Source organism: Acidaminococcus massiliensis, from assembly GCF_900095825.1.
Taxonomy (GTDB): Bacteria; Bacillota; Negativicutes; order Acidaminococcales; family Acidaminococcaceae; genus Acidaminococcus; species Acidaminococcus massiliensis.
Window position 1 is genome coordinate 1,858,196 of record NZ_LT608315.1, and the last position, 25,653, is coordinate 1,883,848.

Annotated in this window: 20 protein-coding genes and 1 pseudogene; 20 read left to right on the forward strand and 1 reads right to left on the reverse strand. The window is 49.8% G+C overall.

Annotation, left to right across the window (positions count from 1 at the left end; genetic code table 11):
• Genes folP through BQ2657_RS08955 form a run of 4 tightly spaced genes read left to right on the forward strand, consistent with a single transcriptional unit; the run spans nucleotide 1 to nucleotide 3,618 of the window.
• Nucleotides 1-1,197 (forward strand): dihydropteroate synthase, encoded by a 1,197-nt coding sequence (gene folP, locus BQ2657_RS08940; RefSeq protein ID WP_075580303.1) that lies wholly within the window; start codon nucleotides 1-3, stop codon nucleotides 1,195-1,197.
• A complete protein-coding gene (gene folK, locus BQ2657_RS08945) occupies nucleotides 1,188-1,667 on the forward strand; it encodes a 2-amino-4-hydroxy-6-hydroxymethyldihydropteridine diphosphokinase (protein WP_075580304.1) in 480 nt (159 codons plus the stop codon). The genes folP and folK overlap by 10 nt, the downstream gene beginning before the upstream one ends.
• Nucleotides 1,668-1,670: 3 nt before the next feature.
• Nucleotides 1,671-2,396, forward strand: coding sequence for a hypothetical protein (locus BQ2657_RS08950; RefSeq protein ID WP_075580305.1), 726 nt, complete (start codon nucleotides 1,671-1,673; stop codon nucleotides 2,394-2,396).
• A 10-nt stretch (nucleotides 2,397-2,406) separates the two neighbouring features.
• Nucleotides 2,407-3,618 (forward strand): glycosyltransferase family 2 protein, encoded by a 1,212-nt coding sequence (locus BQ2657_RS08955; protein ID WP_232709056.1) that lies wholly within the window; start codon nucleotides 2,407-2,409, stop codon nucleotides 3,616-3,618.
• Between the two features lie 41 nt (nucleotides 3,619-3,659).
• On the opposite strand, the gene BQ2657_RS08960 is transcribed toward BQ2657_RS08955, so the two are convergent.
• Complete coding sequence (locus BQ2657_RS08960; protein WP_075581055.1) at nucleotides 3,660-4,841, reverse strand: PP-loop family protein; 1,182 nt, start codon at nucleotides 4,839-4,841, stop codon at nucleotides 3,660-3,662.
• A gap of 203 nt (nucleotides 4,842-5,044) precedes the next feature.
• Between BQ2657_RS08960 and BQ2657_RS08965 the strand changes: the two genes are divergently transcribed.
• From BQ2657_RS08965 to BQ2657_RS09035, 16 genes and pseudogenes are all read left to right on the forward strand, one after another.
• A complete protein-coding gene (locus BQ2657_RS08965) occupies nucleotides 5,045-5,767 on the forward strand; it encodes an N-acetylmuramoyl-L-alanine amidase (RefSeq protein ID WP_075580307.1) in 723 nt (240 codons plus the stop codon).
• The gene (locus tag BQ2657_RS08970; RefSeq protein WP_083236238.1) at nucleotides 5,764-6,645 is read left to right on the forward strand and encodes a serine hydrolase; all 882 of its coding nucleotides are present in this window, start codon (nucleotides 5,764-5,766) and stop codon (nucleotides 6,643-6,645) included. The genes BQ2657_RS08965 and BQ2657_RS08970 overlap by 4 nt, the downstream gene beginning before the upstream one ends.
• A 225-nt stretch (nucleotides 6,646-6,870) precedes the next feature.
• Nucleotides 6,871-7,272, forward strand: coding sequence for an 8-oxo-dGTP diphosphatase MutT (gene mutT, locus BQ2657_RS08975; protein WP_075581057.1), 402 nt, complete (start codon nucleotides 6,871-6,873; stop codon nucleotides 7,270-7,272).
• 317 nt (nucleotides 7,273-7,589) lie between these two features.
• Nucleotides 7,590-11,096 carry a helicase-related protein gene (locus BQ2657_RS08980; RefSeq protein ID WP_075580308.1) on the forward strand — a complete coding sequence of 1,169 codons (3,507 nt, stop codon included), beginning with the start codon at nucleotides 7,590-7,592 and terminating at the stop codon, nucleotides 11,094-11,096.
• An 8-nt stretch (nucleotides 11,097-11,104) separates the two neighbouring features.
• Nucleotides 11,105-12,961, forward strand: a complete 1,857-nt coding sequence (locus BQ2657_RS08985) for a DUF1156 domain-containing protein (protein WP_198524543.1) — start codon at nucleotides 11,105-11,107, stop codon at nucleotides 12,959-12,961.
• 100 nt (nucleotides 12,962-13,061) lie between these two features.
• Nucleotides 13,062-13,874 (forward strand): hypothetical protein, encoded by an 813-nt coding sequence (locus tag BQ2657_RS13135; RefSeq protein ID WP_198524544.1) that lies wholly within the window; start codon nucleotides 13,062-13,064, stop codon nucleotides 13,872-13,874.
• An 87-nt stretch (nucleotides 13,875-13,961) separates the two neighbouring features.
• Nucleotides 13,962-14,540: a helix-turn-helix domain-containing protein gene (locus BQ2657_RS13680; protein ID WP_075578809.1), complete on the forward strand. Its 579-nt coding sequence runs from the start codon at nucleotides 13,962-13,964 to the stop codon at nucleotides 14,538-14,540.
• Complete coding sequence (locus BQ2657_RS13685) at nucleotides 14,510-15,382, forward strand: IS3 family transposase (RefSeq protein ID WP_408607745.1); 873 nt, start codon at nucleotides 14,510-14,512, stop codon at nucleotides 15,380-15,382. Before BQ2657_RS13680 ends, BQ2657_RS13685 begins: the two co-directional genes overlap by 31 nt.
• 69 nt (nucleotides 15,383-15,451) lie before the next feature.
• Nucleotides 15,452-17,641 (forward strand): DUF1156 domain-containing protein, encoded by a 2,190-nt coding sequence (locus BQ2657_RS09000; protein ID WP_143224862.1) that lies wholly within the window; start codon nucleotides 15,452-15,454, stop codon nucleotides 17,639-17,641.
• Nucleotides 17,642-17,672: 31 nt separating this feature from the next.
• A complete protein-coding gene (locus BQ2657_RS09005; protein WP_232709101.1) occupies nucleotides 17,673-21,065 on the forward strand; it encodes a DUF499 domain-containing protein in 3,393 nt (1,130 codons plus the stop codon).
• Nucleotides 21,066-21,450: 385 nt separating this feature from the next.
• A complete protein-coding gene (locus BQ2657_RS09010) occupies nucleotides 21,451-22,251 on the forward strand; it encodes a helix-turn-helix domain-containing protein (RefSeq protein WP_075580311.1) in 801 nt (266 codons plus the stop codon).
• Nucleotides 22,252-22,268: 17 nt separating this feature from the next.
• Nucleotides 22,269-22,460 (forward strand): hypothetical protein, encoded by a 192-nt coding sequence (locus BQ2657_RS09015; protein ID WP_075580312.1) that lies wholly within the window; start codon nucleotides 22,269-22,271, stop codon nucleotides 22,458-22,460.
• 237 nt (nucleotides 22,461-22,697) lie between these two features.
• A complete protein-coding gene (locus tag BQ2657_RS09020) occupies nucleotides 22,698-23,357 on the forward strand; it encodes an RNA polymerase sigma factor (RefSeq protein WP_232709057.1) in 660 nt (219 codons plus the stop codon).
• 128 nt (nucleotides 23,358-23,485) lie between these two features.
• Nucleotides 23,486-23,671 carry a hypothetical protein gene (locus BQ2657_RS09025; protein WP_075580313.1) on the forward strand — a complete coding sequence of 62 codons (186 nt, stop codon included), beginning with the start codon at nucleotides 23,486-23,488 and terminating at the stop codon, nucleotides 23,669-23,671.
• Between the two features lie 259 nt (nucleotides 23,672-23,930).
• Nucleotides 23,931-25,086 (forward strand): annotated as a pseudogene (locus BQ2657_RS13690) (DUF2800 domain-containing protein).
• Nucleotides 25,079-25,645 (forward strand): DUF2815 family protein, encoded by a 567-nt coding sequence (locus BQ2657_RS09035; protein WP_075580314.1) that lies wholly within the window; start codon nucleotides 25,079-25,081, stop codon nucleotides 25,643-25,645. The pseudogene BQ2657_RS13690 and the gene BQ2657_RS09035 overlap by 8 nt, the downstream one beginning before the upstream one ends.
• Nucleotides 25,646-25,653: the final 8 nt, after the last annotated feature.

The window sequence follows — 25,653 nt, forward strand, 5'->3', positions numbered from 1 at the left end:
ATGTTCCTGACCATTCCTGCAGAGCGGATCCGTACCGAAATGGAAAAACTGGAAGTCCATCCGGCCGGCATTGGGCTCATGGCCCCCAAGGCGGCAGTCCTGCCGTTGAAGCTCCTTTCCATCCGGACTCCAGCGGCCAACATCATCAAACAGGAAATGCTGTCCCTGGGAGGGGACTGTGTGAATCCCAAGGGGACCATCAACTGCAGCTTGGACCGGGTGGATGTGATCCTCTTGGGGAACCGGCGGCAGTACCAAGCCTTGAAACAGAAACTGAAGACCATGGCCGGCTGGTTCGGCATCCAGGGCGTCCTGGATGATCTCCAAGCGTTCCTGGAGCCGGGAGAGATGGTGACCTGTTTGGCTGATGGTCGGAAACTGACCTACGAAAAGATGCGGGTCATGGGGATCCTGAACGTGACCCCGGATTCCTTCTATGCAGGTTCCCGGATCAGTGGGGAGGAAGCCCTGCTGCAGAAAGCGGAATCCATGCTCCGGGAGGGAGCGGATTTGCTGGATATCGGCGGGGAATCCACCCGGCCGGGGGCGGATCCGGTGACCCCGGAAGAAGAGAAACGTCGGGTGACAGGTGCCCTGGCGGCTCTACGGAAAGCTTTCCCAGAGTCCATCCTCAGTGTGGATACCTACCATGCAGATACGGCAGAAGCGGCCCTGGAAGCTGGAGCGGACATCATCAATGACGTGACCGCAGCTACTGGGGACGGCCGGATGCTGGAAACAGCGGCCCGGGCCAAGGCCCCTTTGGTGCTGATGCACATGCGGGGGACCCCCAAGACCATGATGACGGAAGACATGCGGAGCTACCAGAATGTGGTGGGAGAAGTCTCCCAATACCTGCTGGAGCGGGCGGCAGCCTGTGCAGAAGCCGGGCTGGGGAACGATAAGGTGATCCTGGATCCGGGGCTGGGCTTTGCCAAAGGCCGGGCAGAAAACCTGGACCTGTGCAGCGGCCTGGCTGAAATGACCGGCCACGGGATCCCCGTGCTCCTGGCCGGTTCTCGGAAGGCTTTCATCGGTAAGGTACTGGGAGACCTGCCTGCGGAAGAGAGGCTGGAAGGGACCATGGCCCTTTCGGCTGCAGCCCTTTATGCCGGAGCCCAGATGGTGCGGGTCCATGATGTAAAGGAAAATGTCCGGCTGATCCGGATGCTGGAGGCGATCCGGGCATGTCGATAGCCTATGTGGCCCTGGGGAGCAACCTGGGGGATAAAGAACAGAATATCCGCCGGGCTCTGGAGCTGATGGAACAGCACGGGGTCCGGGTGCGGAAGGTGTCGCCCCTTCTTACTACGGAACCTTATGGGGTGACGGACCAGCCGGAATTCCTCAACGATGCTGCTGAAGTAGAATGGGCTGGGGATGCGGAAAGCCTCCTCCATACCCTCCTTGCCATCGAACAGGAGATGGGACGGCAGCGGAAACGCCATTGGGGAGAGCGGAACATCGATCTGGATCTTCTCCTTTTCGGGGACCAGATCCTCCGCAGCGCCGATCTGGTGCTGCCCCATCCGGATATGGCCAACCGGAGCTTTGTCCTGGAGCCGTTGGCCGCCATCGCTGAAACGGTGGTCCATCCAGTATTCCACCGGACCATCGGTGAACTGTGGCAGGCACTCCAGGAAAAACAACAGAAAAAAGGGGTCTGATTCATGGGTGAACGTGTGAAAACAGGCGTTGTCCTGTTCCTTTTGTATGGGCTTTTATTTGCGCTTTCGCAGCTGGTCCAGGTGGTGCCAGGACTTTCCGGCCTGCGGCTCCAGGCCATGTTGTCCGTGCCGTACGGGCTGATCTTCGGACGGACCGGGGCCATTGCAGCGGCCCTGGGGGCAGCGGCGGCCATGGCGGTGACTGGGGGGAATCCCAATTTCATTCCTATTGAATTCTTGGGGGCCCTGCTTTCTGCCTATCTGCCTTTCCGGATCTGGCAGGGGATGCGCAGTCCCCAGGAGCCTTACCTCTGCGTGGAAGACCAGCGGACGGGCACCATGTATTTCATCCTGAGCCTGATCGGAGCCATCCCCATGGCGGTGTTCCCTGCAGTAGGCGGGGACTTGTATCAAGTGGTCCCGTTCCCGGCTTCCTATCCACGGATCTTCCTGGCTTCCTTGGTCTGTACCGTGGTGGGCGGCTTTTTGGTCTACAGCCAGGCAGCGCCCAGGATGTTCCGAGGGGCTGGAGAAGCACTTTGGAACCGGATCCGGGATACCAAAGGAACCACTCGGAGCATGGCGGTGGCGATGCTCCGGATTACCCTTACGGGAGGTTTTCTGGGCCTGGGACTGGCCTTCATCTTCCCCAACGAATTCGAACTGCTGGTGGTGGAATATGTCATGGGGATTTTTGCTGCCCTGCTCTTTATCCTGACGGCCGTCTGAGGGAAACATCATGATGTATGTACTGACCTTCATTGTCCAGCTGGTGCTGTTCCTGACCTTCCTCTGGACCTGCAGCACTGTGTTCATGGGTCGGCTGACCCACAAGAAGCCGCGGCCCCTTGTGGCCGGCCCCAGCCGTTTTGCCATCTTGGTCTGTGCCCATAACGAAGAACCGGTGATCGGGAAACTTCTCCAGAGCCTGGAGGACCAGGATTACGATGGAGACCGGTATCAGGTGTTCGTCCTGGCGGACCACTGTACGGACCGGACGGCGGAAACAGCTCAGCAGTACCCCCATGTGACGGTACTGGAACGGAGCAGCGGCCCCCGTACTGGGAAAGGCGCCGTGCTCAGCTGGGGGATCCCCCTCATCCAGGAGCGGTTCGGAAGTTCTTTTTCCCATCTGGTGATCTTCGATGCGGACAATATGGCCGATCGGGGCTTCCTGACGGCCCTCAACGACAGCTTCACCCATGGGGCCCGGCTGGTCATGGGGAACCGGCTTCCCCTCAATCCCTATGACAACCTGATCTCCCAATGGTACAGCATGTACTGGCTCAGCGTGGATGTGTTCAGCAAGCCTCGGTATAATGTGGATATGCCGGCCATTATTTCCGGCACCGGGTTCGGCTTCGACAGCCGGCTGCTGGAGGGAGAAGGCTGGCATACCCGGACCATTGTGGAAGACATGGAGTTTTCCATGCAGCAGAATTTCAAGGGAATCTTTTCCGAATACCAGGACAAGGCACGGTTCTATGATGAACAGCCCGTGACATGGAAGGCCATGGTGAGCCAGCTGCGCCGGTGGATGACGGGGAATTACGAAATCGCCCAGTTGTACTGGCGGGAATGGTTCCGTCATTTCCGGGCAAAGCCTGACATTCGGCTGATCGATAATTTCATCCCCATGCTCATGTGCGTGGTGTTCGGCTTTTATTTCCTGACCAATCTGCTGTGGGTGGGACACCGGGCCCTGGAAGGTCTGCCTCTCCTCACTGGGAAGGATGTGCTCTGGTGGACCATGCTCTATGTGCTGAGCCTGATCATGGGGACCAATGCGGTCCGGGGCGGGGAACTCCAGATCAAAAAAATGCTGCCAGGGATCCTGACAGGTGGATTTTTCTGCATTTTCCTTTCCCTGATCGCCGTCTATTCCGTCTTTTTCCCCCAAAGGAAATGGATCCCCATCGCCCATATCCATCAAGAAGGGCCGGAGAAGTAAAGAAGGGGGGTGTTGCACTTAACGTACAACACCCCCCTTCTTTACTTCTCCCATTCCTCTAAAAAACTGTGTTCCTTCCCATGTTGCTTGAACTTCAGTACGGTATCCAGGTTGATGTTTTCCATGCTGTGGAAGATGTTGCTGGGAACCTGGGGATTGCCGGCGGCCAGCTGGGCGATCAGTTTCTTCACTTCCAGCCGCTTGGAATCGGTGGTTCCATCTGTATGGCAGGTGGAACAAGTTTCCGTGAATTTGCAGGCACACTGGATGAAATACAGGTCATTTTCGTCCCGCCAGCTCTTGATGTCAGCTTCCCGGACGTAATAGAGAGGCCGGATCAGTTCCATTCCCGGGCAGCTGGTGCTCTTCAGTCGGGGCAGCATGGTGCGGACGGCGCCGGCATAGAGGATGCTCATCAGATTGGTCTCGATTACATCATCGAAATGGTGCCCCAGGGCAATCTTGTTGCAGCCCAGTTCCCGTGCCTTCCGGTAGAGGTATCCCCGGCGCATCTTGGCGCAGAGATAGCAGGGGGATTCCTCCACGTGGAAGACGGATTCGAAGATGTTGGTGGAAAAGAAGGTCAAGGGCACGTGGAGCAGTTTGGCGTTCTCTTCGATGATTTTCCGGTTCATTTCATTGTAGCCCGGATCCATGCACAGGAACACCAGGCCGAAGGGAATCTTGTTGTGGCGTTTCAGATCCTGGAACAGCTTGGCCATGAGCATGGAATCTTTGCCGCCGGAGATGCACACGGCGATTTTGTCTCCCGGCTGGATCATCTCGTAATCGCAGATAGCCTGGACGAATTTACTGGAAATCCGCCGCTTGTATTTCCGGCGCAGGGAAGTCTCGATCCGTTTCAGCCGCTGGGAATCGGCAGCGTCTTGGACTGCCTGCTTTTCCAGCCGGCACTGGAGCCACAGCGCATAGCCTCCCTTGAGGGAGACCGCTGTATAGCCTTGTTCCCGTAGGTTGTCCGCCAAGCCCAGGCTGATTTTCCCCCACATGCAGAGGCAGACGATGAGCTTTTCTTCCGGCAGTTCCAGGAGCCCTTCCTGGAGTTCCAGGGGATTTAGGTTCACGGCTCCCGGCAGGGTCCCTCGCTGGAAGGCCGCTGCATCCCGGATATCCACCACATAGATTTGCTGGGAATCCAGTTCCGCCAGTTCTTCCGGAGAGATCTCTCTTTGCTTTTCCCAATTATCATGCAAAGCATTCATTCTTTTCCATACTTCCTTTTCTTCAGAATCCATGGCAATTGCCGAATCTTTCCTATTTTACCATGAAATCAGGACAAAACAAAGGAAAAGAACGAGGGGAACTGGCCCAGTTCATAGGGCTTTTTTGACGGATGCTTCCCCCTTCAAACCATTGCGGGGCCACTCCCCTTGTGCTATCCTTTATAAGTAAGGAGGAGAACACCATGGATATGAAAAAAAGAGCCGGGCAGACCTTTGTATGGGCGTGCCTCCTGGTTTTGGGCATCGGGGCCTGGTCCTGTGCCCAAGAATCTTCCCTGGCCGCGGCTCCTCCGGGGACGGCGGTACAGGGAAAACAAGCTTCGGAAAAACCGGCCATAAAGGTCAGGCCCATTGCCTATACGGGCCTGCGGCGCCGGCTGATGCGGGAATATGCCCGGATCCACTACGGCCGGGAGATGGAAACCATTGTCCCGCAGGCGGTGGTGGTCCACTGGACGGCTTCCAATTCCCGGGACGGGGTGTTCCGATACTTTTACAACGAGGAGAATCCCCGACTGAAAAACGGCACGCTGAACGTGGCCTCCCATTATCTGGTGGACCGGGACGGCACCATCTGGCAGCTGACCCCGGAAACCGCCCTGAACCGCCATGCCATCGGACTGAACTGGTGCGCCATTGGCATCGAGAACGTGGGCGGAGCGGAGGGCCGGGAAGACCTGACCCCGGCCCAGCTTGAAGCCAATGTGGAACTGATCCGGTATCTCCGGGACAAATATCCCACACTCCAGTGGGTGCTGGGCCATTATCAGCAGGAACAGGCCCGGCATACTTCTTTGTGGAAAGAAAACGTACCGGGCTATTACCATGGTAAGACTGATCCGGGGCCCCGTTTCATGGCAGGATTGAAGGGCCGGCTGGCCGGGGAAGGAGTGAAGTTCTTTTGAAATCGTTGAACAAGGGAATCGGCCTGCTGCTGACGGGCCTTCTGCTGCTGTCCGGGCTAGGCGTCCCCCGTACCTCCCAGGCCAGTGCACCGGCTGCAGCTTCTGCCAGGGCGGCCCTGAGCCCCCGGCTCCAGAAAATCGGACGGATCATCCGGGAGGCTGGACCTGCCCAGGTCTATTTCACCAATCTGGCCACCAACCAGAGCATCTACTTGGGCAGCGAAACCATGCCTTCTGCCAGCATGATCAAAGTCTTTATCTTGGCCAAAGCCTATGAGGACATCCAGGACGGCAGACTGAGCCGGAAGGAAACCTTCACCTTGACCTCGGACAATGTGGTGGGTGGGGCAGGGGTCCTCCAGGGACGGGGGTACGGCAGCAAAGTGCCCCTCCAAGAGGCCCTGGAATTGATGATCACCGAAAGTGACAACACCGCGGCCAACCTGCTCATCGACCGGCTGGGCATGGACCGGATCAATGCCTATATGCAGAGCCATGGGTACACCCACAGCGTCCTGCGCCGGAAGATGATGGATACAGAGGCTATGGAGGCAGGACGGGAGAACCTGACCAGCACCCGGGATATTGCTCTGCTGTTCAAGCGGCTGTACCAGGGAAAATGTGTGGGCCCGGCCCAGGACCGGGAAATGCTGGCCATTTACAAACGCCAGACCGACAACGACAGCATCCCCGGAGACCTGCCCCAGGGAACGGTGGTGGCCCACAAAACAGGAGAAGTCAACGACCTGCGCCACGACGGGGGCATCGTGTACACCCCCAAAGGGGCCTACGTGCTGGTGATCTTCACCCGGGATTACACTCCCTACGGAACCATGGCTGAGCTGTCAGAGAAGATCTATCAGGCGTTTGTGGAGTAGATGCGGAAAAGCAAATGGAATTGTGGAAATGGGAACATCAATTCATTGAGGAAGAAGTCAAAAAATATACGAACCATTGAAACAATGGTTCTAGGGTAAGGAAAAGCCCTGGCGGGAGTGGGAAATTCCTGCCAGGGCTTTTTCCTTTCGCTGTCCCAAAATTTCTACAGCGGCTATGGTATAATAAACCAGAGTGTTTTAAAAGTGAGGGAAGGGGAGATGGCTTTGAAAACGGTGCAAGTTGTGGCAGCGCTGATCATCAACCAGAATAAAGTCTTCGCCACCCAACGGGGCTATGGAGAATTTAAAGATGGCTGGGAATTCCCTGGAGGAAAGATCGAGCCTGGAGAAACGCCGGAAGAGGCCCTCAAACGGGAAATCCAGGAAGAACTGGACACGGAAATCCAGGTGGAACAGCCTCTCACCACCGTTGAATACGAATATCCCACTTTCCATCTTTCCATGCAGTGTTTCCTCTGCAAAGTGGAACGAGGCAACTTGACCTTACTGGAGCACGAAGCTGCTCGGTGGCTTTCTTATGATGAGTTGGATAGCGTGGATTGGCTGCCAGCGGATCTGTTGGTGGTGACGGCTTTAAGGGAATATTTGTCTGAAGACGAGGATTAACTCCTTTTTAGGCGTTATTGTTATGAAGTAAATTTATTCAGATATGGAAAGACTTGCTCGTAGGTAAGAGCGTAGCAAGGGAGGTAGCCGTGGCGGAATTTACTGCCACGGCTTTTTCGCTGTAGTAGGCTGAGATAGGCTAGGTATAGAAAATTTTACAGGAAACCTGATTTCTTTAGTGAAATTTTACGTTAAGTTTGGTAAAATAATATGAATATGTATTTTGTTTCGCCAGCGATTCCTGCAGTGCTGGCCTATTCTTATGCATAAAAATCCATTAAAAGAGCATAAATAGAGAAAAGAAGTGAGACAACGGGATGAGTACACTGGAAGACCTTGTGGTCGGCACAAAAGTCAAGGGAATAGTGGGAAATGAAGCGGTTACCCTTATTGCGGCCAATTGGTGCGGCAGCAATGCGGTAGAAGTGGTCTACAAGGATTCGAATGAGAACCTAGGCAACCAGATCCTTTATCGGGACAGAGAGCCGGAACTGGAACTGGAAACCCAGCACCTGCCTTGGAGTTTCAAGGGAGATCCTGGCCGCATGAAATTAGCATCTGAAGCCTACCGCATCAGTCTTGCTCATTTGTTTGACCCATACCTGGCAATCCATACGTCTTCCGTGGAACCACTGCCCCATCAGATTTCTGCAGTGTATCAGGAAATGCTTCCTCGGATTCCACTCCGTTATATCCTGGCGGATGATCCAGGAGCTGGTAAAACCATCATGACCGGTCTCTACATCAAAGAAATGATGGCCAGGGGCGATTTGCAACGTTGCCTGATTGTTACTCCAGGGAACTTGGTGGAGCAATGGCAGGATGAATTGTATTCCAAATTTCACCTGCGTTTTGAGATCTTGACCAACGAGCGCATGGAATCTGCTGTTACCGGAAATATTTTTACAGAGGCCAATCTTTGCCTGGCAAGAATGGACAAATTGGCCCGAAATGAAGAACTGCAGGCTAAACTTCGAGTTTCTGACTGGGATTTGATTGTAGTGGATGAAGCCCATAAAATGTCTGCTACCCTTTGGGGAGGGGAAGTAAAGTACACAAAACGATTCCAACTGGGCAGGCTGCTTTCTACCATCACCCGGAATTTCCTATTGCTGACGGCCACTCCCCATAACGGAAAAGAAGCAGACTTTGAATTATTCCTTTCTTTGGTGGACCCGGACCGATTCGGAGTCAATCATGGAAATGGGAAACGGACTGTGGATGTAAATGATGTAATGCGTCGCCTGGTCAAAGAAGAACTGTTGAAGTTCGACGGTACTCCTTTGTTCCCGGAACGCAGAGCCTATACGGTCAATTATTCTCTTTCCCCATTGGAGGCTCAGCTATACCAGGAAGTGACGGAATACGTACAGGGAGAATTCAATCGGGCAGATAAACTGAATAAAGAACGGAAAAATACTGTAGGCTTTGCACTGACCATTCTGCAGCGGCGGCTGGCTTCTTCACCAGAAGCCATTTACCAATCGCTCCACAGGAGAAGAGAACGGCTGGAACGACGTTTGGCAGAAGAACGCCAGGGAAAACGGACGGAAGAGTGCCAAACGCTGGATTGGGATGAAATGGATGACGACAATCTGTCGTCAGAGGAACAGGAACAGCTGGAAGAGCATGTAGTGGACCAGGCTTCTGCCGCTGCTACTATTGCAGAGCTGGAAGCGGAAATCAATACCCTGAAACATCTGGAACAATTGGCTGACCAGGTACGGGTCAGTGGGGTGGACCGGAAATGGGATGAATTGTCCAAACTGCTCCAGGATGATGTCTTTATGTTTGGCAAAGATGGCCAGAGAGAAAAACTGATCATTTTTACTGAACACAAAGACACGCTCCATTATTTGGCGGGGAAAATCCGTTCCCTTTTGGGAGACCAGGAGGCAGTGGTAACCATTCAGGGTGGGATGCACCGGGATGAACGGCACAAAGTGGAAGAACAGTTCAAACAGGATGCTAAAGTGCGGATCCTGATTGCCACGGATGCTGCCGGCGAAGGCATTAACTTGCAGCGGGCCCATCTGATGATCAATTATGACCTGCCCTGGAATCCCAACCGTCTGGAACAGCGTTTTGGCCGAATCCATCGGATCGGTCAGTTGGAAGTCTGCCATCTTTGGAATCTGGTGGCTGCGGAAACCCGGGAAGGGTACGTATTCCAGAGGCTTTTCACCAAATTGGAAGAGGAACGGAAAGCCCTGGGCGGAAAGGTGTTTGATATCTTGGGGAAAATGACCTTTGATAACAAGTCCCTGAAAGATTTGCTGATCGAAGCCATCCGCTATGGCAATGATCCCAAAGTACGAAATCGGCTGAATCAGGTGGTGGATGCATCTATGGATCCGGAAGTATTCCGGAAACTGATCCAAGAGCAGGCACTGACCAATGACGTGATGGACGTCCACACCGTGAATCTGATTAAAGAGGATATGGAACGGATGGAGGCCCATAAACTGCAGCCTCATTTTATTGAAGCATTCTTTTTGGAAGCCTTTAAAAGTGTAGGAGGACGGGTACAGAAACGGGAAAAGGGACGGTACGAGATTCCCTTTGTCCCGGCAGCTCTTCGGCAGCGGGATCGGGTTATCGGGTTCGGTGACCATGTGCTGAGAAGTTATGAGCGGGTTTGTTTTGATAAATCCTTCTGCACCCTCCAAGGAAAGCCCGATGCAGATCTTTTGTGTCCGGGACATCCTCTTTTGGAAGCCGTGATCGATTTGATCCTGGCACGGAATGGAGAAACCTTGAAAGAAGGAGCCATTTTTGTGGATGAGAGGGATTATGGAACGAAAGCCCGTCTTCTGGTCTATATTGAAGATGCCATCCAGGATGGGGTGATGCTGCCTAGTCAAAAGCACAGGATCATTTCCAAGCACATGCATTTTGTGGAACTGCAGGAAGACGGAACCGCAAAAAATGCAGGGTATGCCCCTTATTTGGATTACCGAGAAGCCAGCGAAAAAGAAAGAGCGGCAGTTGTATCCTGGCTTCTGCAGCAAAAGTGGCTGAGCAGCGGAGTGGAAGAAAAAGCAAGAAATTACGCGGTCCAGCAGTTGATTCCCGCCCATTTGGCGGAAGTGAAAAAGCAAAAAACAGCCTCTTTGGATAAGACGGCCAAAGCCGTTACACATAGGCTGACACGGGAAATCCAATATTGGGATGCCCGAGCTGTGGAATTGGAGCAAAAAGAGGCTGCCGGCAAAATCAACGCCAAACTGAACTCTCAAAAGGCCAGACAGAGAGCCGATGAGCTGGCACGCCGGAAAAATGAACGGCTGGCGGAAATCACCAAAGAAAAGAATATTTCTCCTTTGTCGCCAATGATTACAGGGGGAGCCCTAGTGGTTTCCAAAGGGCTGGCTTATTCTCTTACCCATAAAGAGAAACCGGTACCGTTTGGGCAGGGAGACAGGAAGAGTATGGAATATGCAGCCATGAAGGCTGTGATGGATATGGAAACGAAACTGGGGTATATTCCCAGGGATGTAAGTGCTGAAAAATGCGGCTATGATGTGGAATCCCATATACCGGAATCCAAACAGGACACAGCCCATAACAATGCCCTCCGATTCATAGAAGTAAAAGGACGGCAAAAAGGGGCTTCTACTGTTACTGTCAGTAAAAATGAAATTTTGACAGCGCTGAACCGGCCGGAACAGTTCATTTTGGCCATTGTGGAAGTGGAGGGGGAGAAAACTCATATCACCTATCTGCAGCGGCCTTTCCAGAATCCCCCGGACTTCACGGCGACCAGCATTAATTACGATATCCAGGATCTGATCCGTCAATCAGATATCCTGCTTCAGGAGTGAGTCGAACAATGGCAATCAAAAAGTTAATTGAGGTGGCACTGCCACTGGATAAAATCAATGAAGCCTGTGCTCGGGAAAAATCCATCCGTCACGGGCATCCTTCTACACTGCATCTGTGGTGGGCACGGCGGCCTTTGGCAGCAGCTCGGGCTGTTATCTGGGCCAGTCTGGTGGATGATCCTTCGTCCCATCCTGAGCTATTCCCTACGGAAGAAGAACAGCACAAAGAGCGGGAACGGCTTTTTGCCATTTTGGAAGATCTGGTAATCTGGGAAAATTCCAATAATCAGGATGTGCTGGGCGCAGCTAAAAAGGAAATTCTGAAATACAACCAAGGAAAATTCCCTACCCTGCTGGATCCTTTTGCAGGCGGGGGAGCCATCCCTCTGGAAGCCCAGCGCCTGGGACTGAAAGCCATTGCTCATGACTTAAACCCGGTGGCGGTTATGATTAACAAAGCCATGATCGAGATTCCACCCCGGTTTGCCGGAAAGGCACCGGTGAACCCGGACGCTCGGGCTTCTTTACTAAATACGGATTGGGTCGGCGCTCACGGTCTGGCTGAAGATGTCCGCTATTATGGGGAGTGGATGAAACAGAAAGCCTATGAAAAAATCGGACATCTGTACCCCAAAGTCCAGCTGCCTCCGGAAGAAGGGGGCGGGGAAGCAACGGTGATTGCCTGGATCTGGGTACGGACTGTAAAATGTCCCAATCCGGCCTGCGGCTGTGAAATGCCGCTGGCCAGTTCGTTTGTGTTATCCAAGAAAAAAGGAAAAGAAGTTTGGGTTGAACCGATTATTCAAAACAATGAAATTAAATATAATATTCGTCATGGAAAATGTCCAAAAGAAAAAGAGTCGGTTAAATTGAATAAAGGGGCTTCATTTAGGTGTGTAAAATGTGGTTCTGTTACTGAGAAAAAATATATACATGATGAATTTATGGCTCATAGAAACGATACTCAATTAATGGCAATAGTAGCTGAAGGGAAAAAGAGTCGTATATATATTTCCCCCTTTGAAGAACAAAGTCAAATTGCACTATCTGCAATGCCGAAGTGGGTTCCAGAAGATCAAATGAATACAAATACACCTGATTTAGTAAGCGGACGAGGCTATGGAATCACGATGTGGAAAGAATTATTTACCAACCGCCAACTCACCGCACTCACTACCTTCAGTTCCCTGATTTCCGATGTCATAGCCAAAGCGGAAAAAGATGCTCTGGCGGCGGGTATGGAGAATGATGGAAAAGGTCTGGATGCAGGTGGCCAAGGAGCCAAAGCCTATGGGGAAGCTGTAGGGGTGTATTTGGCATTTGCAATAGATAGAGCCTCCGATGCATGGTCTAGTTTAGTTAGTTGGAGAAATACTGTAGAGGCCTCAAGAAATACTTTTGCTCGACAGGCCTTACCAATGGTTTGGGATTTTACTGAAGTTAATCCTTTTAGTGGATCATGTGGTAATTGGTCAGATGCATGTGTTGGCTGGATTTATGAAGCCATTAAGGAATTTAATGGAACTAATTTAGGACAGTCTGAACAATTTGATGCTCAAACGGATTGCGGATTACGAAATATTATGGTTTCTACGGATCCTCCTTACTATGATAATATTGGATATGCAGACCTATCAGATTATTTTTATGTTTGGATACGTCAATCTTTAAGAGATATTTATCCGAACCTGTTCAGTACCATGCTGGTTCCAAAAGTAGAAGAACTGATTGCCACACCATATCGCCATGAGGGAAATAAAGAAAAGGCAAAAGTGTTTTTTGAAAGTGGAATGCTTTCAGCTTGCCGACAGATTTATAAATATTCTCAAGAGAAATATTCCGGTTACCATTTATTATGCCTATAAACAAAGTGATACTAGTGAGAAGGGAAAATCTTCATCAGGTTGGGAAACTATGTTGTCTGCTATTGTTCGTGCAGGTTTTTGCATTACAGGGACATGGCCGATGCGAACAGAACGTTCTGCAAGAACGATAGGGCTTGGCACCAATGCCCTTGCTTCTTCCATCGTCCTTGTTTGCCGAAAACGACCGGAAGATGCACCGCAAACTACCCGACGGACTTTGATCGCCCAGCTCCGGAGAGAACTGCACCCCGCACTGAAAAAACTCCAGGAAAGCAACATCGCTCCGGTGGACTTGGCCCAGGCGGCTATTGGTCCGGGGATGGGTGTGTTTTCCCGATACAGCAGCGTTTTGGAGGCCGATGGGAGCGAAATGACCGTGCGCAGCGCGCTGCAGGTGATCAATGAACAGGTGGATGCCTATTTCAATGAACAGGTAGGCAGTCTGGATACGGAAAGTCGGTTCTGCGTGGACTTATATCTGCAGAACGCTTACGAAGATATTCCTTTTGGAGAAGCGGAAATCCTTTCCACGGCCAAAGGGGCCCATATTCCCAATATGGTGAATCATGGGGTACTGTATGCCAAAGCCGGCAAGGTCCATTTGGTGAAGCGGGAAGATCTGCCCCAGGCGGTTCTTTTGGATGAAACCAATATTTGGCTGCTGACACAGCAGTTGACCTATGCCATGGAAACTGGTGGCATTGAACAATGCGCCAAACAGGCGGCTGCCCTCTATGGCAGTAATGCAGAACATGCCAAAGATCTGGCCTACCGGCTGTACACCGTTGCCGAGCAGAAAGGTTGGACCAGTGAAGCTTTTGCTTACAATGCCCTGGTGGTTTCTTGGCCGGATATCCAAAGCCGGGCTGCAGAATTGAAAGCCCAGCAGCCGGAGCAATTGGATCTGTTCTAACCTTACAAACCATTAACAAAGGAGTCAGATGTTGAGCTGACCCCCAATTGTTAGACCAAAAATCTAACAATTGAGGGTCAGTTTTTTATGGCAAAACACAGCTATGAATTTAAGAAAAAAATAGTACTGGAATATTTGAACAGTGACGAAGGGTGTATTTCTATTTCACGTAAATATGGGATGGCAAGTAGCAGCCAGCTGCTAAAGTGGGTTGCTGCTTACAAGGCATTTGGTGATGATGGACTGAAAAGATCCCGCTCTCAAAAAATATACTCTTTCAAAGAAAAACTTTCTGTGGTAGAGTCTTACTTAACAAATGAAATCTCATATCAGGAACTAGCAATTCAAGTAGGGATCAACAACCCATCAATGATTGCCAGATGGGTCAATGAATTTAGAATTGCGGGACCAGATGCTTTACGGTCACATAAAAAAGGCAGGAAGAGAACTTTGAACAAATCTCAAACCAAAAAAACAGATACCCAGGTTCAGCAGCCGATGGTCGACATCAGTGTGGAACATGTCAAGGAGTTAGAGGATGAAAATCTTAAACTCCGTATAGAGAATGCTTTTTTAAAAGAACTGAGGAGACTGCGTTTAGAGGACGAAGCAAAAATGAGAGAGTTGCGAAAATCATCTCCAGTCTCCGAAGATCATTCAAATTGAAAGACCTTCTCTCCTATACTCAAATGCCCAAAGCGACCTATATGTACTGGCAGAAACGGTTTGACCGCGTGAATCCAGACCAGGAAGTAGAGGACAAAATACAGGAAATCCGCAGCCAGCATAAAGATTATGGATATCGGCGCATGACCGGTGAGCTGAAGAATCAAGGGATTTGCGTGAACAAGAAGAAAGTTCAACGTATCATGCAGAAACTGAGCCTTCAGGTAACATCCTTTACCCGGAAAAGCCGTAAATACAGTTCCTATAAGGGTAAGGTAGGGACCATTGCTCCGAATAGAATACATCGTCGTTTTGAGACGAATATCCCACATCAGAAGATTACGACCGATACTTCAGAATTCAAATATTATGAAGTAGATACACAGGGACATCTGACCCTGCACAAGCTTTATCTGGATCCTTTCCTGGACATGTTCGATGATGAAATCATCAGCTATGGAATAGCCAAACGTCCTTCGGCTGAAAGCATACTGGAAGCTCAAGCTGAAGCAATCGAAATTACTGCTGATTGTCCATATCGAAGAACGTTTCACTCCGATCAGGGCTGGGCATACCAAATGAAGGCCTATACCAGGAAACTAAAAAAAGAACGAATTTTTCAGAGCATGTCTCGAAAGGGTAACTGTCATGATAACGCTGTAATGGAAAACTTTTTCGGCTTAATGAAACAGGAAATGTATTATGGAGTGATCTACTACAGCTACGAAGAACTAAGAGCCGCTATCGAACGATACATCAAATACTATAACGAACAAAGGATCAAGGAAAAACTGGGCTGGAAAAGTCCTGTTCAATACAGGCTTTCTTTGCTGGCAGCATAAAAAAGTAACGAGACAGTAAAAACCATCTCGTTACTAAGGTCTAACTTTTTGGGGTCACATCATGTTCCCATGAAAAAAATCATAGAGACCAGGCTCCCTGTGCATATTCTCACTCAATCAGCTATAGGGGAAAAGGTGAAAAAAGGCCATCCGGGGAATCTCCATCCCTGGTGGAACCGGACACCTATTGATTCTTCTGCCGCTCTCCTGGCTGCTGTACTGGAAGATACGCCCCAGGAAGAAGCACAATGGCGTACTGTCTTTGAAAGATTGGGACAGCTTGCTGACGGTGGAAAAGTACAAATACCAGCTTCTTCCAATGGTCCGGTAGTGTGTGATCCTTTCGCAGGGTTTGGAGGATTAGTAATGGCAGCTCAGAAATTGGGGCTGCCGGTTATTGCCAGTGATCTGAACCCGGTAGCTGTTACTCTCACCAAAGCAGCAGCTGAAATTCCGGCAGAATTTGGAGAACGACAGCCAGTGAATCCCGATGCCAGTGCCCTGTTGACAGAAGGGACAGAAGGCTTGGAAGCAGATGTGGCCTATTATGGGAAAAAGCTGGGGGAAAGGGTATGTACTCTCTTGGAAAACCAGTATCCACTGGTCAATCTCCCGAGTGAACAGCAGCCACTGCCCGTATTTGCCTGGATATGGGTTCGGACCATGGAATGCCCCAATCCGGCATGCAGCTGTGAAATGCCTTTGGCTTCCAGTTTTGTCCTTACCAGGACGAAAGGAAAAGAATACTGGGCAGAACCGGTGTCAGAAGGAAAAAAGCTGACATTCCAGATTCATCAGGGAATTTGCCCTCATGGAAAAGAAACCAATAAACATGGTAGCAAGGGAGCTCGGTTCATTTGTCCTCATTGCGGCAGCATTGCCCAGGATGAGGAAGTAATTCGTGCGGGGAAAGATGGCCATCTGGGTATCCAACTAATGGCGGTGGGAGTCCAGACACGGACGGGGAGGGTATTTCTGGCTCCGGACGCTGTACAAAAACAGGCAGCTGCCTGTGTCCGGACGGAAGAAGAAGCATTGGGAACGATTCCCAATAATGCCCGCTGGTTCGCTCCGCCCCGGTTCGGCATTACCCAATTTTCCCAGCTATTCACACCACGGCAGAAGTGTTTTCTGGATACTCTGTGTGAACAGCTTCCAGTTATTTGCAAAGAAGCAGAATTGGACGCCATAAAAAAACAAATGGCGGATGATGGAATGCCTCTGGCAGAAAAAGGCAAGGGGGCTTTGGCTTACAGCCAGGCTATTGGAGTGTATCTTAGCTTGCTCATTAGTAAACTGGCAGACTTCCATTCCGCATTCTGTACCTGGGATAACAGGAATGGCAATATCCGTTCGGTCTTCAACCGACAGGCACTGCCCATAGCATGGGTCTTTGGGGAAGGAAACCCATTCATTTCCGGACCCATAGGGAATTTCCATACGGTGCTGAAAAATATGACGGATGCCATTTCTGGACTTTCAGGTTCGCGTCCTGCTGATGTTTTCCAGGCAGATGCCTTGGATGTATCGTTTCCCGAAGACTCCATCCTGTTTACGGAGTTGCCCTATTTTGACAATGTAGGATATGGGGAACTGTCTGACTACTTCTATGGTTGGCTGAAAAAGGGATTGGAGTCGATTTACCCGAATGTTTTCCAACAACAAAGTACTCCGAAAGAAGAAATTTGCTCGATTCCAGAACATTTTGCAGGAAATGCAGCAGCTGCTGCAGAAAAATACAAAGAGCAGATCCGTACAATTTTTGCTCATTTCTATCCCCATGCGTCTAAGGAATATCCTTCTGTAGTCTTCTTTGCCTACAGAGAAGCAGATAGGGAGAATGCTTTTGATTTTCTCTTGCAGGGAATTATAGATGCAGGGTTCAGTATTACTGGATTGTGGCCAGTAAGGACTAATATTTCCAAGAAGAAGGGAGAGCTGGTACGGGTCGCAGTAATTTTCCGCAGGAGAGAAACTGATGAAGTGATAGGAACCCGGAGAGGGTTCATCAATGGACTCAAACATCGTCTCCCGGCTCTATTGGATATGGCTTACGAGGAGAATCTGCAGGAAGATGAAAAACAGATCATAGGCTTGGGGATGGGGCTGCAGATAGCTGGCGAGTTTCAGAAGGTACTCAATGCGGATGGGACACTTTTGTCTCTTTCTGATGCATTGAATCTAATTGGGCAGGAAGTCAGGGACTATTGTTACATACATGCTGTTGAAAGACAGAAAGAGGAGGAAAATGATGGCTGAACGGGAAAATTATGAGCTGGTCCAAAAGGGGATGGATATCCTTTTGCCCTGGCTCTCTGCTTTTGTATGTGGGGAATTGAGGCGTGTCTATAAAGACCAGTGGTGGGAACAGGTGCGGGAAGCACTTACGGATTCTGATAATCATCAGTTGGATATACCTATTTCGGGAGAGCCTCTGGAACTGCAGGATTCACTGGATATGGCCAATTGTCTCCGGCTGATTCAGCGCAGATGGAAGTATGTATTCAGCCAAAAAATGTCATTAAGCCACAGAAACTGGGCTTCAGAGCTTATGGGGGTACGGAATACCGTGGCCCATCAAGGAGCGGGAGATTTGTCCCAAAGCTATGCAGAACGGGCATTGGATACCATGGCTCTTTTGTGTGAATCCATAGATGCAGAGGCTACGGAGGAAATCCGTGCCCTGTATCGGAAAGTACGGTATGGATCGGAAGCTGGGACAAAAGGAGTGCAAGAAAATGCGCTCTCTTCAGAAGAATTGAGAGCCAAAAAGAAGGAAAAGATTGCAGCCGTGTTGAGAACCAACTTAGAGGGGAATCTTCCCAGCTGGCGGGATGTGATGGAACCCCATCCGGATGTGGCCGAAGGCCGCTATAAGGCTGCTGAGTTTGCGGCGGATCTTTCTCAGGTGGCCAAAGGAGAGGGCGCCTATGAATACCGGGATCCAGTGGAATTTTTCAATCGGACCTATGTTACTGATGGGATGAAAAAGCTTTTGGTCCAATCCCTGGAACGGGTAACTGGACGGGGCGGAGAACCTGTCATCCAACTGAAAACTGCTTTTGGTGGCGGTAAAACCCATAGCATGTTGGCACTATACCATTTACTGCGGGGGAAAACTACCGCTGAAGCCATCCCGGTAGTGAAACCCATCTTGGAAGAAGTCGGAATTACAGAACTGCCCAAAGCCAATGTAGCTGTTTTAGTGGGCACAGCCCTGAATCCGGCCAAATGGAGTAATCCGGCTACTCTGCCTGGGTATAGAGTGAGTACTATTTGGGGGGAAATGGCCTTCCAACTGGTTACTTCTGCAGGGAAACCGGAACTTTATGGGAAATACATCCGGGAGGCGGACAGAAATGGAACATCCCCAGGTTCGGAAGCGCTGAAGAATCTGTTTAACGAATGCGGTCCCTGTCTGGTGCTGATGGATGAACTGGTTGTCTATGGAAAGAAACTGTATGGGAAAGACAATCTGCCGGCAGGAACCTACGACAATTTTATCACCTTTATCCAGGAAATCACGGAAGCAGCCAGAGCCAGTGAAAACAGCTTGGTGGTTGCTTCTATCCCTGAATCCGATATTGAAATCGGGGGGACAGCGGGACAAAAGGTCCTGGAAACTATTGAACATACCTTTGGACGGATGGAAGCCATCTGGAAACCGGTGGCGGCCAACGAAGGCTTTGAAGTGGTCCGGCGCCGCCTTTTCCTGAAATGCAAGGATCCAGAAGCCAGAGAAAGGGTTTGCGAAGCTTTCAGTGCAATGTATCAGGAAAATGCAAAAGACTTTCCGCTGGAAGCCAAAGAGGTGGATTATAAGAAACGGTTGATTTCCTGTTATCCCATACATCCGGAAGTGTTTGAACGGCTGTATGAAGACTGGGCAACCTTGGAAAATTTCCAGCGAACTAGAGGTGTCCTGCGTCTTATGGCGGCGGTAATCCATGCGTTATGGATGGCCAGTGACGCCAGTGCCATGATCATGCCAGGATCCATTCCGTTGGATACATCCAATGTACGGGATGAACTGCTCCGCTATTTGCCGGAAACTTGGAACAGCATTGTAGATAGTGAAGTGGATGGAAAAGACTCTATTCCCTACCAAAAGGACCAGGCTAACAGCTATTATGGACAAAGAATTGCCTGCCGGAGAATTACCCGGACTATTATGCTGGGCAGTGCTCCTAGTACGGCGGCCATTCGGCAACAAGGAATCCGTGGGGTAGAAATTTCCCGGGTTATGCTGGGAACTGTGCAACCAGGGGAAAATACGGCAACGTTTAAAGATGCGCTGAATACCCTTCATGGTTCCTTGTCTTATCTGTATTACAATCCGAATGGGGATCGCTATTGGTATGATACGAAACCTACGCTGAGAAAGGTAGCTGAGGATCGTGCCAGTCAGATTTCTTCCGCCAATGTGGACATGGAAATCAAAGAAAGACTGAAAAAGATCCGGAAGGAAGCTCCATTTTCTGGTATCCATATTTGTCCCAGTTCTTCCAACGATGTACCTGATGAACAATCGGTAAGACTGGTTATTCTGTGGCCCACCGATACTTTTAAAAATGGTTCCCTGGATTGTAAAGCTATGGAAAAAGCCAAAGGGTTCCTAGATTATCGGGGGACGGCTCCCAGAGTATATCGAAACACCCTTGCTTTTGTTGCCCCCGATAAAAATAAAATTGGAGCGTTGGGACAGGAAGTCAAACGATATCTGGCATGGAAATCCATCTTTGAGGATAAAGATAAGGATGAGATGAACCTGGATGGAAATCAGATAAAGGAAACCAAAAACAGTTTAGACCGCAGCAACGCCACGGTGGAGGCCAGACTGAAAGAAACGTACTGTTGGCTGTTGGTTCCTTATATCGACCAGTTTGATCCCAATACCATCCAGTGGGATACCTTGGATATGGGCGGCGGTAGTGACAATATTGTAGAAAAAGCTGCTAAAACCATGGAACAGGCAGAACAAGTGATTTCTAAATGGGCACCGGCTCCTTTGAAGCTGGCGTTAGACCAATATCTTTGGAAGAATGCAGACCATATCTCTGTTAAACAGCTGTGGATCTATCTATGCACTTACTGCTATTTGCCCAGAGTGGCTAATTATGGAGTTTTGGAAGAGGCCATCCGGAAAGGTGTGGCAGCTGCTGACTTCTTCGGTTTGGCTGCGGGATATGATGAAGAAAAACAACGGTATATGGACCTGAAGTGGCATCAGCCCGTTTTCAGTGTGAATCCATCCGATCTGCTGGTCAAAGCCGATGTGGCGAAACAACAGATTGAAGCAGAAGAAAGTACGGCAGGACCGAGCGGCGTGGCGGAGCAGGGAAGCCCGACTGATTATCCTGGTAAACCTGAGGAAAATAGCCACACAGGAGAAACACCGACTATACCCCAGAGCGAGGAAAGTGGACAGCCTCAGGCTCCGGCAACTCCGAAAAATACCCATTTCTTCTTGTCTGCAACACTGGATAATACTCGGGTGATCCGGGATGTGGATACGTATGTAAAAGAAGTCATCCAACATCTCCAAGAAATCGATGGAGCAAAGGTTGAAATCAGACTGGAAGTGCAGGTAGATGCACCTGGTGGGATTCAAGATTCTACAGTACGGACTGTTTCTGAAAACTGCAGAGTGCTGAAAGCAGATGATTTTGGGTTTGATAAGTAAAAAGGAAATTTAAATATTGACCATTTATTCCGGTGCATCTTGTTTGAGGTAATTCAAATGAGCGGCACCGGATTTTTTGTTCTAGCTATTTCAATAACCAAGCTTAAGGATCATCAACTCCGATAAAGTTCGCTATCAAAAATTTCTCCATAAAATTTCTCTTTTAAAATGAGCATCTTGTGTTATAATAAATCCATGAGCATACGAACATATGTTCGTATTTAAAAACTGATCCAATGGGTATGACTTTAATGAAACTCATGGTCTTTATATAAGTTCAAGTATTTTACATAAATCAACTTATACATAAAAGAAAAACTAGTACTTGACGAAAACGAGCATTATCGATAAAATCATGATGTAAGTAAAAAGCGGAGGTAGAAAAATGGAACATTTTAATTCTCAAATCCTTTTTGACAATATCGAATTCCTGATAAAAAGTGAGAGCCGAAAAATAGGAGAGGTGGAAAGTGCGGCAGGGGTCAGTGCCGGATATATTTCCAGAACCAGTAAGGATGGTGGAAGTAAACCAGGCATTGATTTTATCATGAACATTGCCAAGGTACTTCATGTGAGCATCGATACCCTTTTGAAAGTGGAGATAGCGTCTTTAACACCGACCGAGAAGTATTTGCTGGCATTCCTTACAAAGCTTGAAAATGATACTGCCCATGATTTGCTGACGTGGGAAATGGAAAATGCCAAAATACTTAATAATTTGGAACCTGATATGAATGGAAATACGGATCATCCTCTTTTTGAATACCGGACTATTTCTATAGAAGGAGAAACTGGATATCCTGAAGAGATAAAAGCTGTTGTTTTTCAATCTCATACTTTTGGTAACAATACAGCTATACATGGAAATTGCTATAATTTAAGATTGAAAAATGAGTCGCATCTATACATTATGAACATATCAAAGGGCACATATCAATTAGACGATAAAGATGCTTTTGCAAAAGAACTTTGGATGACAATACCTGGAAAAAGACCACAATTCTTATGTAGTAACTTCAAAAATCAGAAACTTGGTGATACCATTGATACTCTTTACACTGTGGTAGCTGAAGATACAAAAAATCCGAAAGTAAAATCAGACGTTAAGTATATCATAGATTCGTTCATGAAAAATGACAATGAAAATGATCCACCCACTGGTTTTGATGAGGAAATTCCATTTTAAGCAAGGAGGAATGTTATATGAAATTGAGAAAACACATCCGTAATCTGCATGATGGGACTGAAGATGGGGAAAGAATATTTGACGCCATCTACGAAGATGATCATGTGACGATCGAATTGAAAAACAGTAAAAAAGAATTAGTATTAGTTCCCTGGGAAGATATCAAATTCCAGGTGGAAGCATCCAAAAGTGCAAATGTAACATGCTAAAATAGAAGTTACCTGTACGGCCCTACATTTATATGGAGCTGTCAAACGGAGCTATCTACTTTGACCGAAAGGTCATGTAGATGGCTCCATTTTTTTGTTTCAGCAAGTTCAAAAAGTAACTTGTTGAAACAAGAAAGGATAACCAAATTCCCGGCTCAAGGTTCATTCCCGGACGCGGGAGTGCCCAGAGCGGCGAGCCGGGCCCTATATACCGTCAGCCTACTGGGGTGGTTGACCATGGAAGCGGAGATGCATCTTATGGTCAATAAAGACAGGCTGCCTGTGTGGATCTTCGCTTCGCATTTTGCGAAGGAGTCCGCACATGGCCAATCAAGAGAAAAACAGAGTCAAAGAGCAGTATTTTATTCCCCTGGAAGTAAAGGAGGGACCATCATCACGAAGGAATATGAAGACGCACCACGAAAATGGTGGAAAATTGGGAACAGGAAGGTTTATGCCATTCTGGTCCAGGTTACCAAAGAGCAGTATGAAGCCTACATGCGCCCGGTGTGGAAGGAGGAAAAACGGCAGCAGCGGCTGGCCGAAAAACGGAAGAAACGGGAAAAAGCCCAAGAGGAACACCGGTATGATCCCTCCGTCCAGGGTTGGGATACTCCTGTTTCCTTTGAGCAGCTGTGTGAAACGGAATACGGATTTATGGATGAAACTGGGCAGGATAGTTTGGACGAGATTTTGGTGAAAGAGGAACTTCTGAAAGCCTTGCGTGAGGAGCTGGCCAAGTTGGAAGAACTGGACCGGACCATCCTGAACATGGCTAGCAACGGAATCAGTGAAGTGGACATTGGCCGTGAGGTGGGCCTTTCTCAGAAAGGGGTAAATAAAAGAAAGCATAAGCTCTTGGAACAGCTTCGGGAGCAGATGAAGGACTATCGGTAAAGGTTTGGCACATCCGGCTGGAAAATTTCTGGCCGGATTTTTCTAAAATCGGTACTTAAACCAGGTGAACTTGTCCTGTTAATGGTGAAGGGGGAAAAACAAGAAACCTTCAGAAAGGAGGACAAGCCATGGAGAATGCACAAGCGCTTCAAGAGCGGAGTCAGGCTTTGGACCGGGAACTGGCCGGAGTGCTGATGAAAATCAGTGACACGGCAGAACGTGCGGCCCGGCACATAATGAGCCTGAGACAAGAGAGAAAAGCGAAAGGAGTCAAACTTTATGACAAAGGAAACGTTGGTCAAATTATCCGCTGAACTGGAAATCTGTGGAAAAGCCCTTCTGAAGATTGCGGAAGCCCTGCGGTCCGAAGAAAAAGCACCGGCTCCGGAATCCCCGAAGAAAGAACCCGTTCCCAGAACGCTGACACTGGAAGAAGTGAGGAAAGTGGCGGCGGACAAGTCCCGGCAGGGGTTCACGGAAGAAGTCCGGAACCTGATCCACCATTACGGGGCGGACAAGCTGTCCAGTCTGGATCCGGAAAAGTATGATGCTTTCTTGAAGGACCTGGAGGTGATGGGCCATGCGGGTAACCATGCGGTCCTTTCCGCTTCGTCCAGCTACCGCTGGCTGGCCTGCCCGCCCTCAGCTCTGGAATGCGCCAGACTGCCGGATGTACAGAGCGACTTTGCCAAACAGGGGACGGAAGCCCATGCCCTTTGCGAATACAAGGTGAAGAAGGCCCTGGGACAGAAAGGGAAAGATCCCACCAAGTCCCTGACGTATTTCGATGAGGAAATGGCTGAATGCACCGATGCCTATGCCCAGTTTGTACTGGAAACCCTGGCCGCTGCCAAAACGACCTGCAAGGATCCCCTGGTCCTGGTGGAACAGCGCCTGGACTTTTCACGGTGGGTGCCGGAAGGATTCGGCACGGGAGACTGCCTTATTGTGGCGGATGATACCCTTTCCGTCATCGACTACAAGCATGGGCTGGGAGTCCTGGTGGAAGCGGAGAAAAATCCCCAGATGATGTGTTACGCCCTGGGGGCCCTGGAACTTTTTGACGGGATCTGCGATATCCAGAAAGTCTCCATGACCATTTTCCAGCCAAGGCGGGAAAACGTCAGCACCTGTACCCTGTCCAAGGAGGAGCTGCTCCAATGGGCTGAAACGGTGCTGAAGCCTACGGCGGAACTGGCATCCAGGGGAGAAGGGGAGTACAAGGCCGGTGACCACTGCCGGTTCTGCAAGATCAGGGCTACCTGCCGGAAACGGGCGGAGTACAACCTGGAACTGGCCAAATATGACTTTGCCATGCCCTTCCACCCTGGAAGATACCGAAGTGGAAGCCATCCTGGCCAAAGCCGATGAACTGGTGACCTGGGCCGGGGACGTGAAGGAATATGCCCTGCAGCAGGCTCTTTCCGGCAAGACCTGGGCCGGGTGGAAAGTGGTGGAAGGACGGTCCAACCGGAGGTACGTCAATGAGGAAGCGGTCGCTGCCAAAGTGGAAGAGGCAGGATATTCTCCTTATGAGAAGAAACTCCTGGGGATTACGGCCCTGACTAAACTGCTGGGAAAGAGACGGTTTGATGAACTTCTCACTGATTTGATTGAAAAGCCCCAGGGCAAGCCGGTGCTGGTTCCGGAAACGGACAAACGGCCGGCCATGCATACGGCGGCTGATGATTTTTCTAAGGAAAATGAAGGAAGAAATAAGAATGTCTAAGAATTATGTGAATCCGTGCAAAGTAATCACTGGGGTCAATACCCGTTGGAGTTATGCCAATGTGTGGGAACCCAAATCCATCAATGGGGGAACCCCTAAATACAGCGTCAGCCTGATTATCCCCAAATCCGACACCAAGACGGTGGAAAAGGTCCGGACTGCCATTAAGGCTGCCTACCAGGAAGGGGAAGGGAAGCTGAAAGGGAACAGCCGAGTAGTCCCGGCCCTGGAAGCCATCAAGACTCCGCTCCGGGATGGGGATCTGGAACGGCCGGGAGATGATGCCTACAAAGACAGCTTCTTCATCAATGCCAACTCTGCCACGAAACCAGGAATCGTGGACGCCGATTGCCAGCAGATCCTGGAACGCTCCGAAGTGTATTCTGGGGTGTATGGCCGGGCCTCCATCAACTTCTATGCCTTCAACAGCAACGGGAACAAGGGGATTGCCTGCGGCCTGAACAACTTGCAGAAGATCCGGAACGGGGAACCTCTGGGAGGTAAGCCCCGGGCAGAAGATGACTTTGCTTCTGCAGACGATGATGATTTCCTGGCTTAAGGGAGGAT

Coding starts and splice junctions, on each gene's coding strand:
- BQ2657_RS08985 (WP_198524543.1), top strand. CDS start 11,105: ATGGCAATCAAAAAGTTAATTGAGGTGGCACTGCCACTGGATAAAATC.
- BQ2657_RS09005 (WP_232709101.1), top strand. CDS start 17,673: ATGGATATCCTTTTGCCCTGGCTCTCTGCTTTTGTATGTGGGGAATTG.
- BQ2657_RS09000 (WP_143224862.1), top strand. CDS start 15,452: ATGAAAAAAATCATAGAGACCAGGCTCCCTGTGCATATTCTCACTCAA.
- BQ2657_RS08980 (WP_075580308.1), top strand. CDS start 7,590: ATGAGTACACTGGAAGACCTTGTGGTCGGCACAAAAGTCAAGGGAATA.
- BQ2657_RS09035 (WP_075580314.1), top strand. CDS start 25,079: ATGTCTAAGAATTATGTGAATCCGTGCAAAGTAATCACTGGGGTCAAT.
- folP (WP_075580303.1), top strand. CDS start 1: ATGTTCCTGACCATTCCTGCAGAGCGGATCCGTACCGAAATGGAAAAA.
- BQ2657_RS09015 (WP_075580312.1), top strand. CDS start 22,269: ATGAAATTGAGAAAACACATCCGTAATCTGCATGATGGGACTGAAGAT.
- BQ2657_RS13135 (WP_198524544.1), top strand. CDS start 13,062: ATGCGAACAGAACGTTCTGCAAGAACGATAGGGCTTGGCACCAATGCC.
- BQ2657_RS09025 (WP_075580313.1), top strand. CDS start 23,486: ATGGAGAATGCACAAGCGCTTCAAGAGCGGAGTCAGGCTTTGGACCGG.
- BQ2657_RS08960 (WP_075581055.1), bottom strand. CDS start 4,841: ATGAATGCTTTGCATGATAATTGGGAAAAGCAAAGAGAGATCTCTCCG.
- BQ2657_RS09020 (WP_232709057.1), top strand. CDS start 22,698: ATGGAAGCGGAGATGCATCTTATGGTCAATAAAGACAGGCTGCCTGTG.
- BQ2657_RS08965 (WP_075580307.1), top strand. CDS start 5,045: ATGGATATGAAAAAAAGAGCCGGGCAGACCTTTGTATGGGCGTGCCTC.
- folK (WP_075580304.1), top strand. CDS start 1,188: ATGTCGATAGCCTATGTGGCCCTGGGGAGCAACCTGGGGGATAAAGAA.
- BQ2657_RS09010 (WP_075580311.1), top strand. CDS start 21,451: ATGGAACATTTTAATTCTCAAATCCTTTTTGACAATATCGAATTCCTG.
- BQ2657_RS08950 (WP_075580305.1), top strand. CDS start 1,671: ATGGGTGAACGTGTGAAAACAGGCGTTGTCCTGTTCCTTTTGTATGGG.
- BQ2657_RS13680 (WP_075578809.1), top strand. CDS start 13,962: ATGGCAAAACACAGCTATGAATTTAAGAAAAAAATAGTACTGGAATAT.
- BQ2657_RS08955 (WP_232709056.1), top strand. CDS start 2,407: ATGATGTATGTACTGACCTTCATTGTCCAGCTGGTGCTGTTCCTGACC.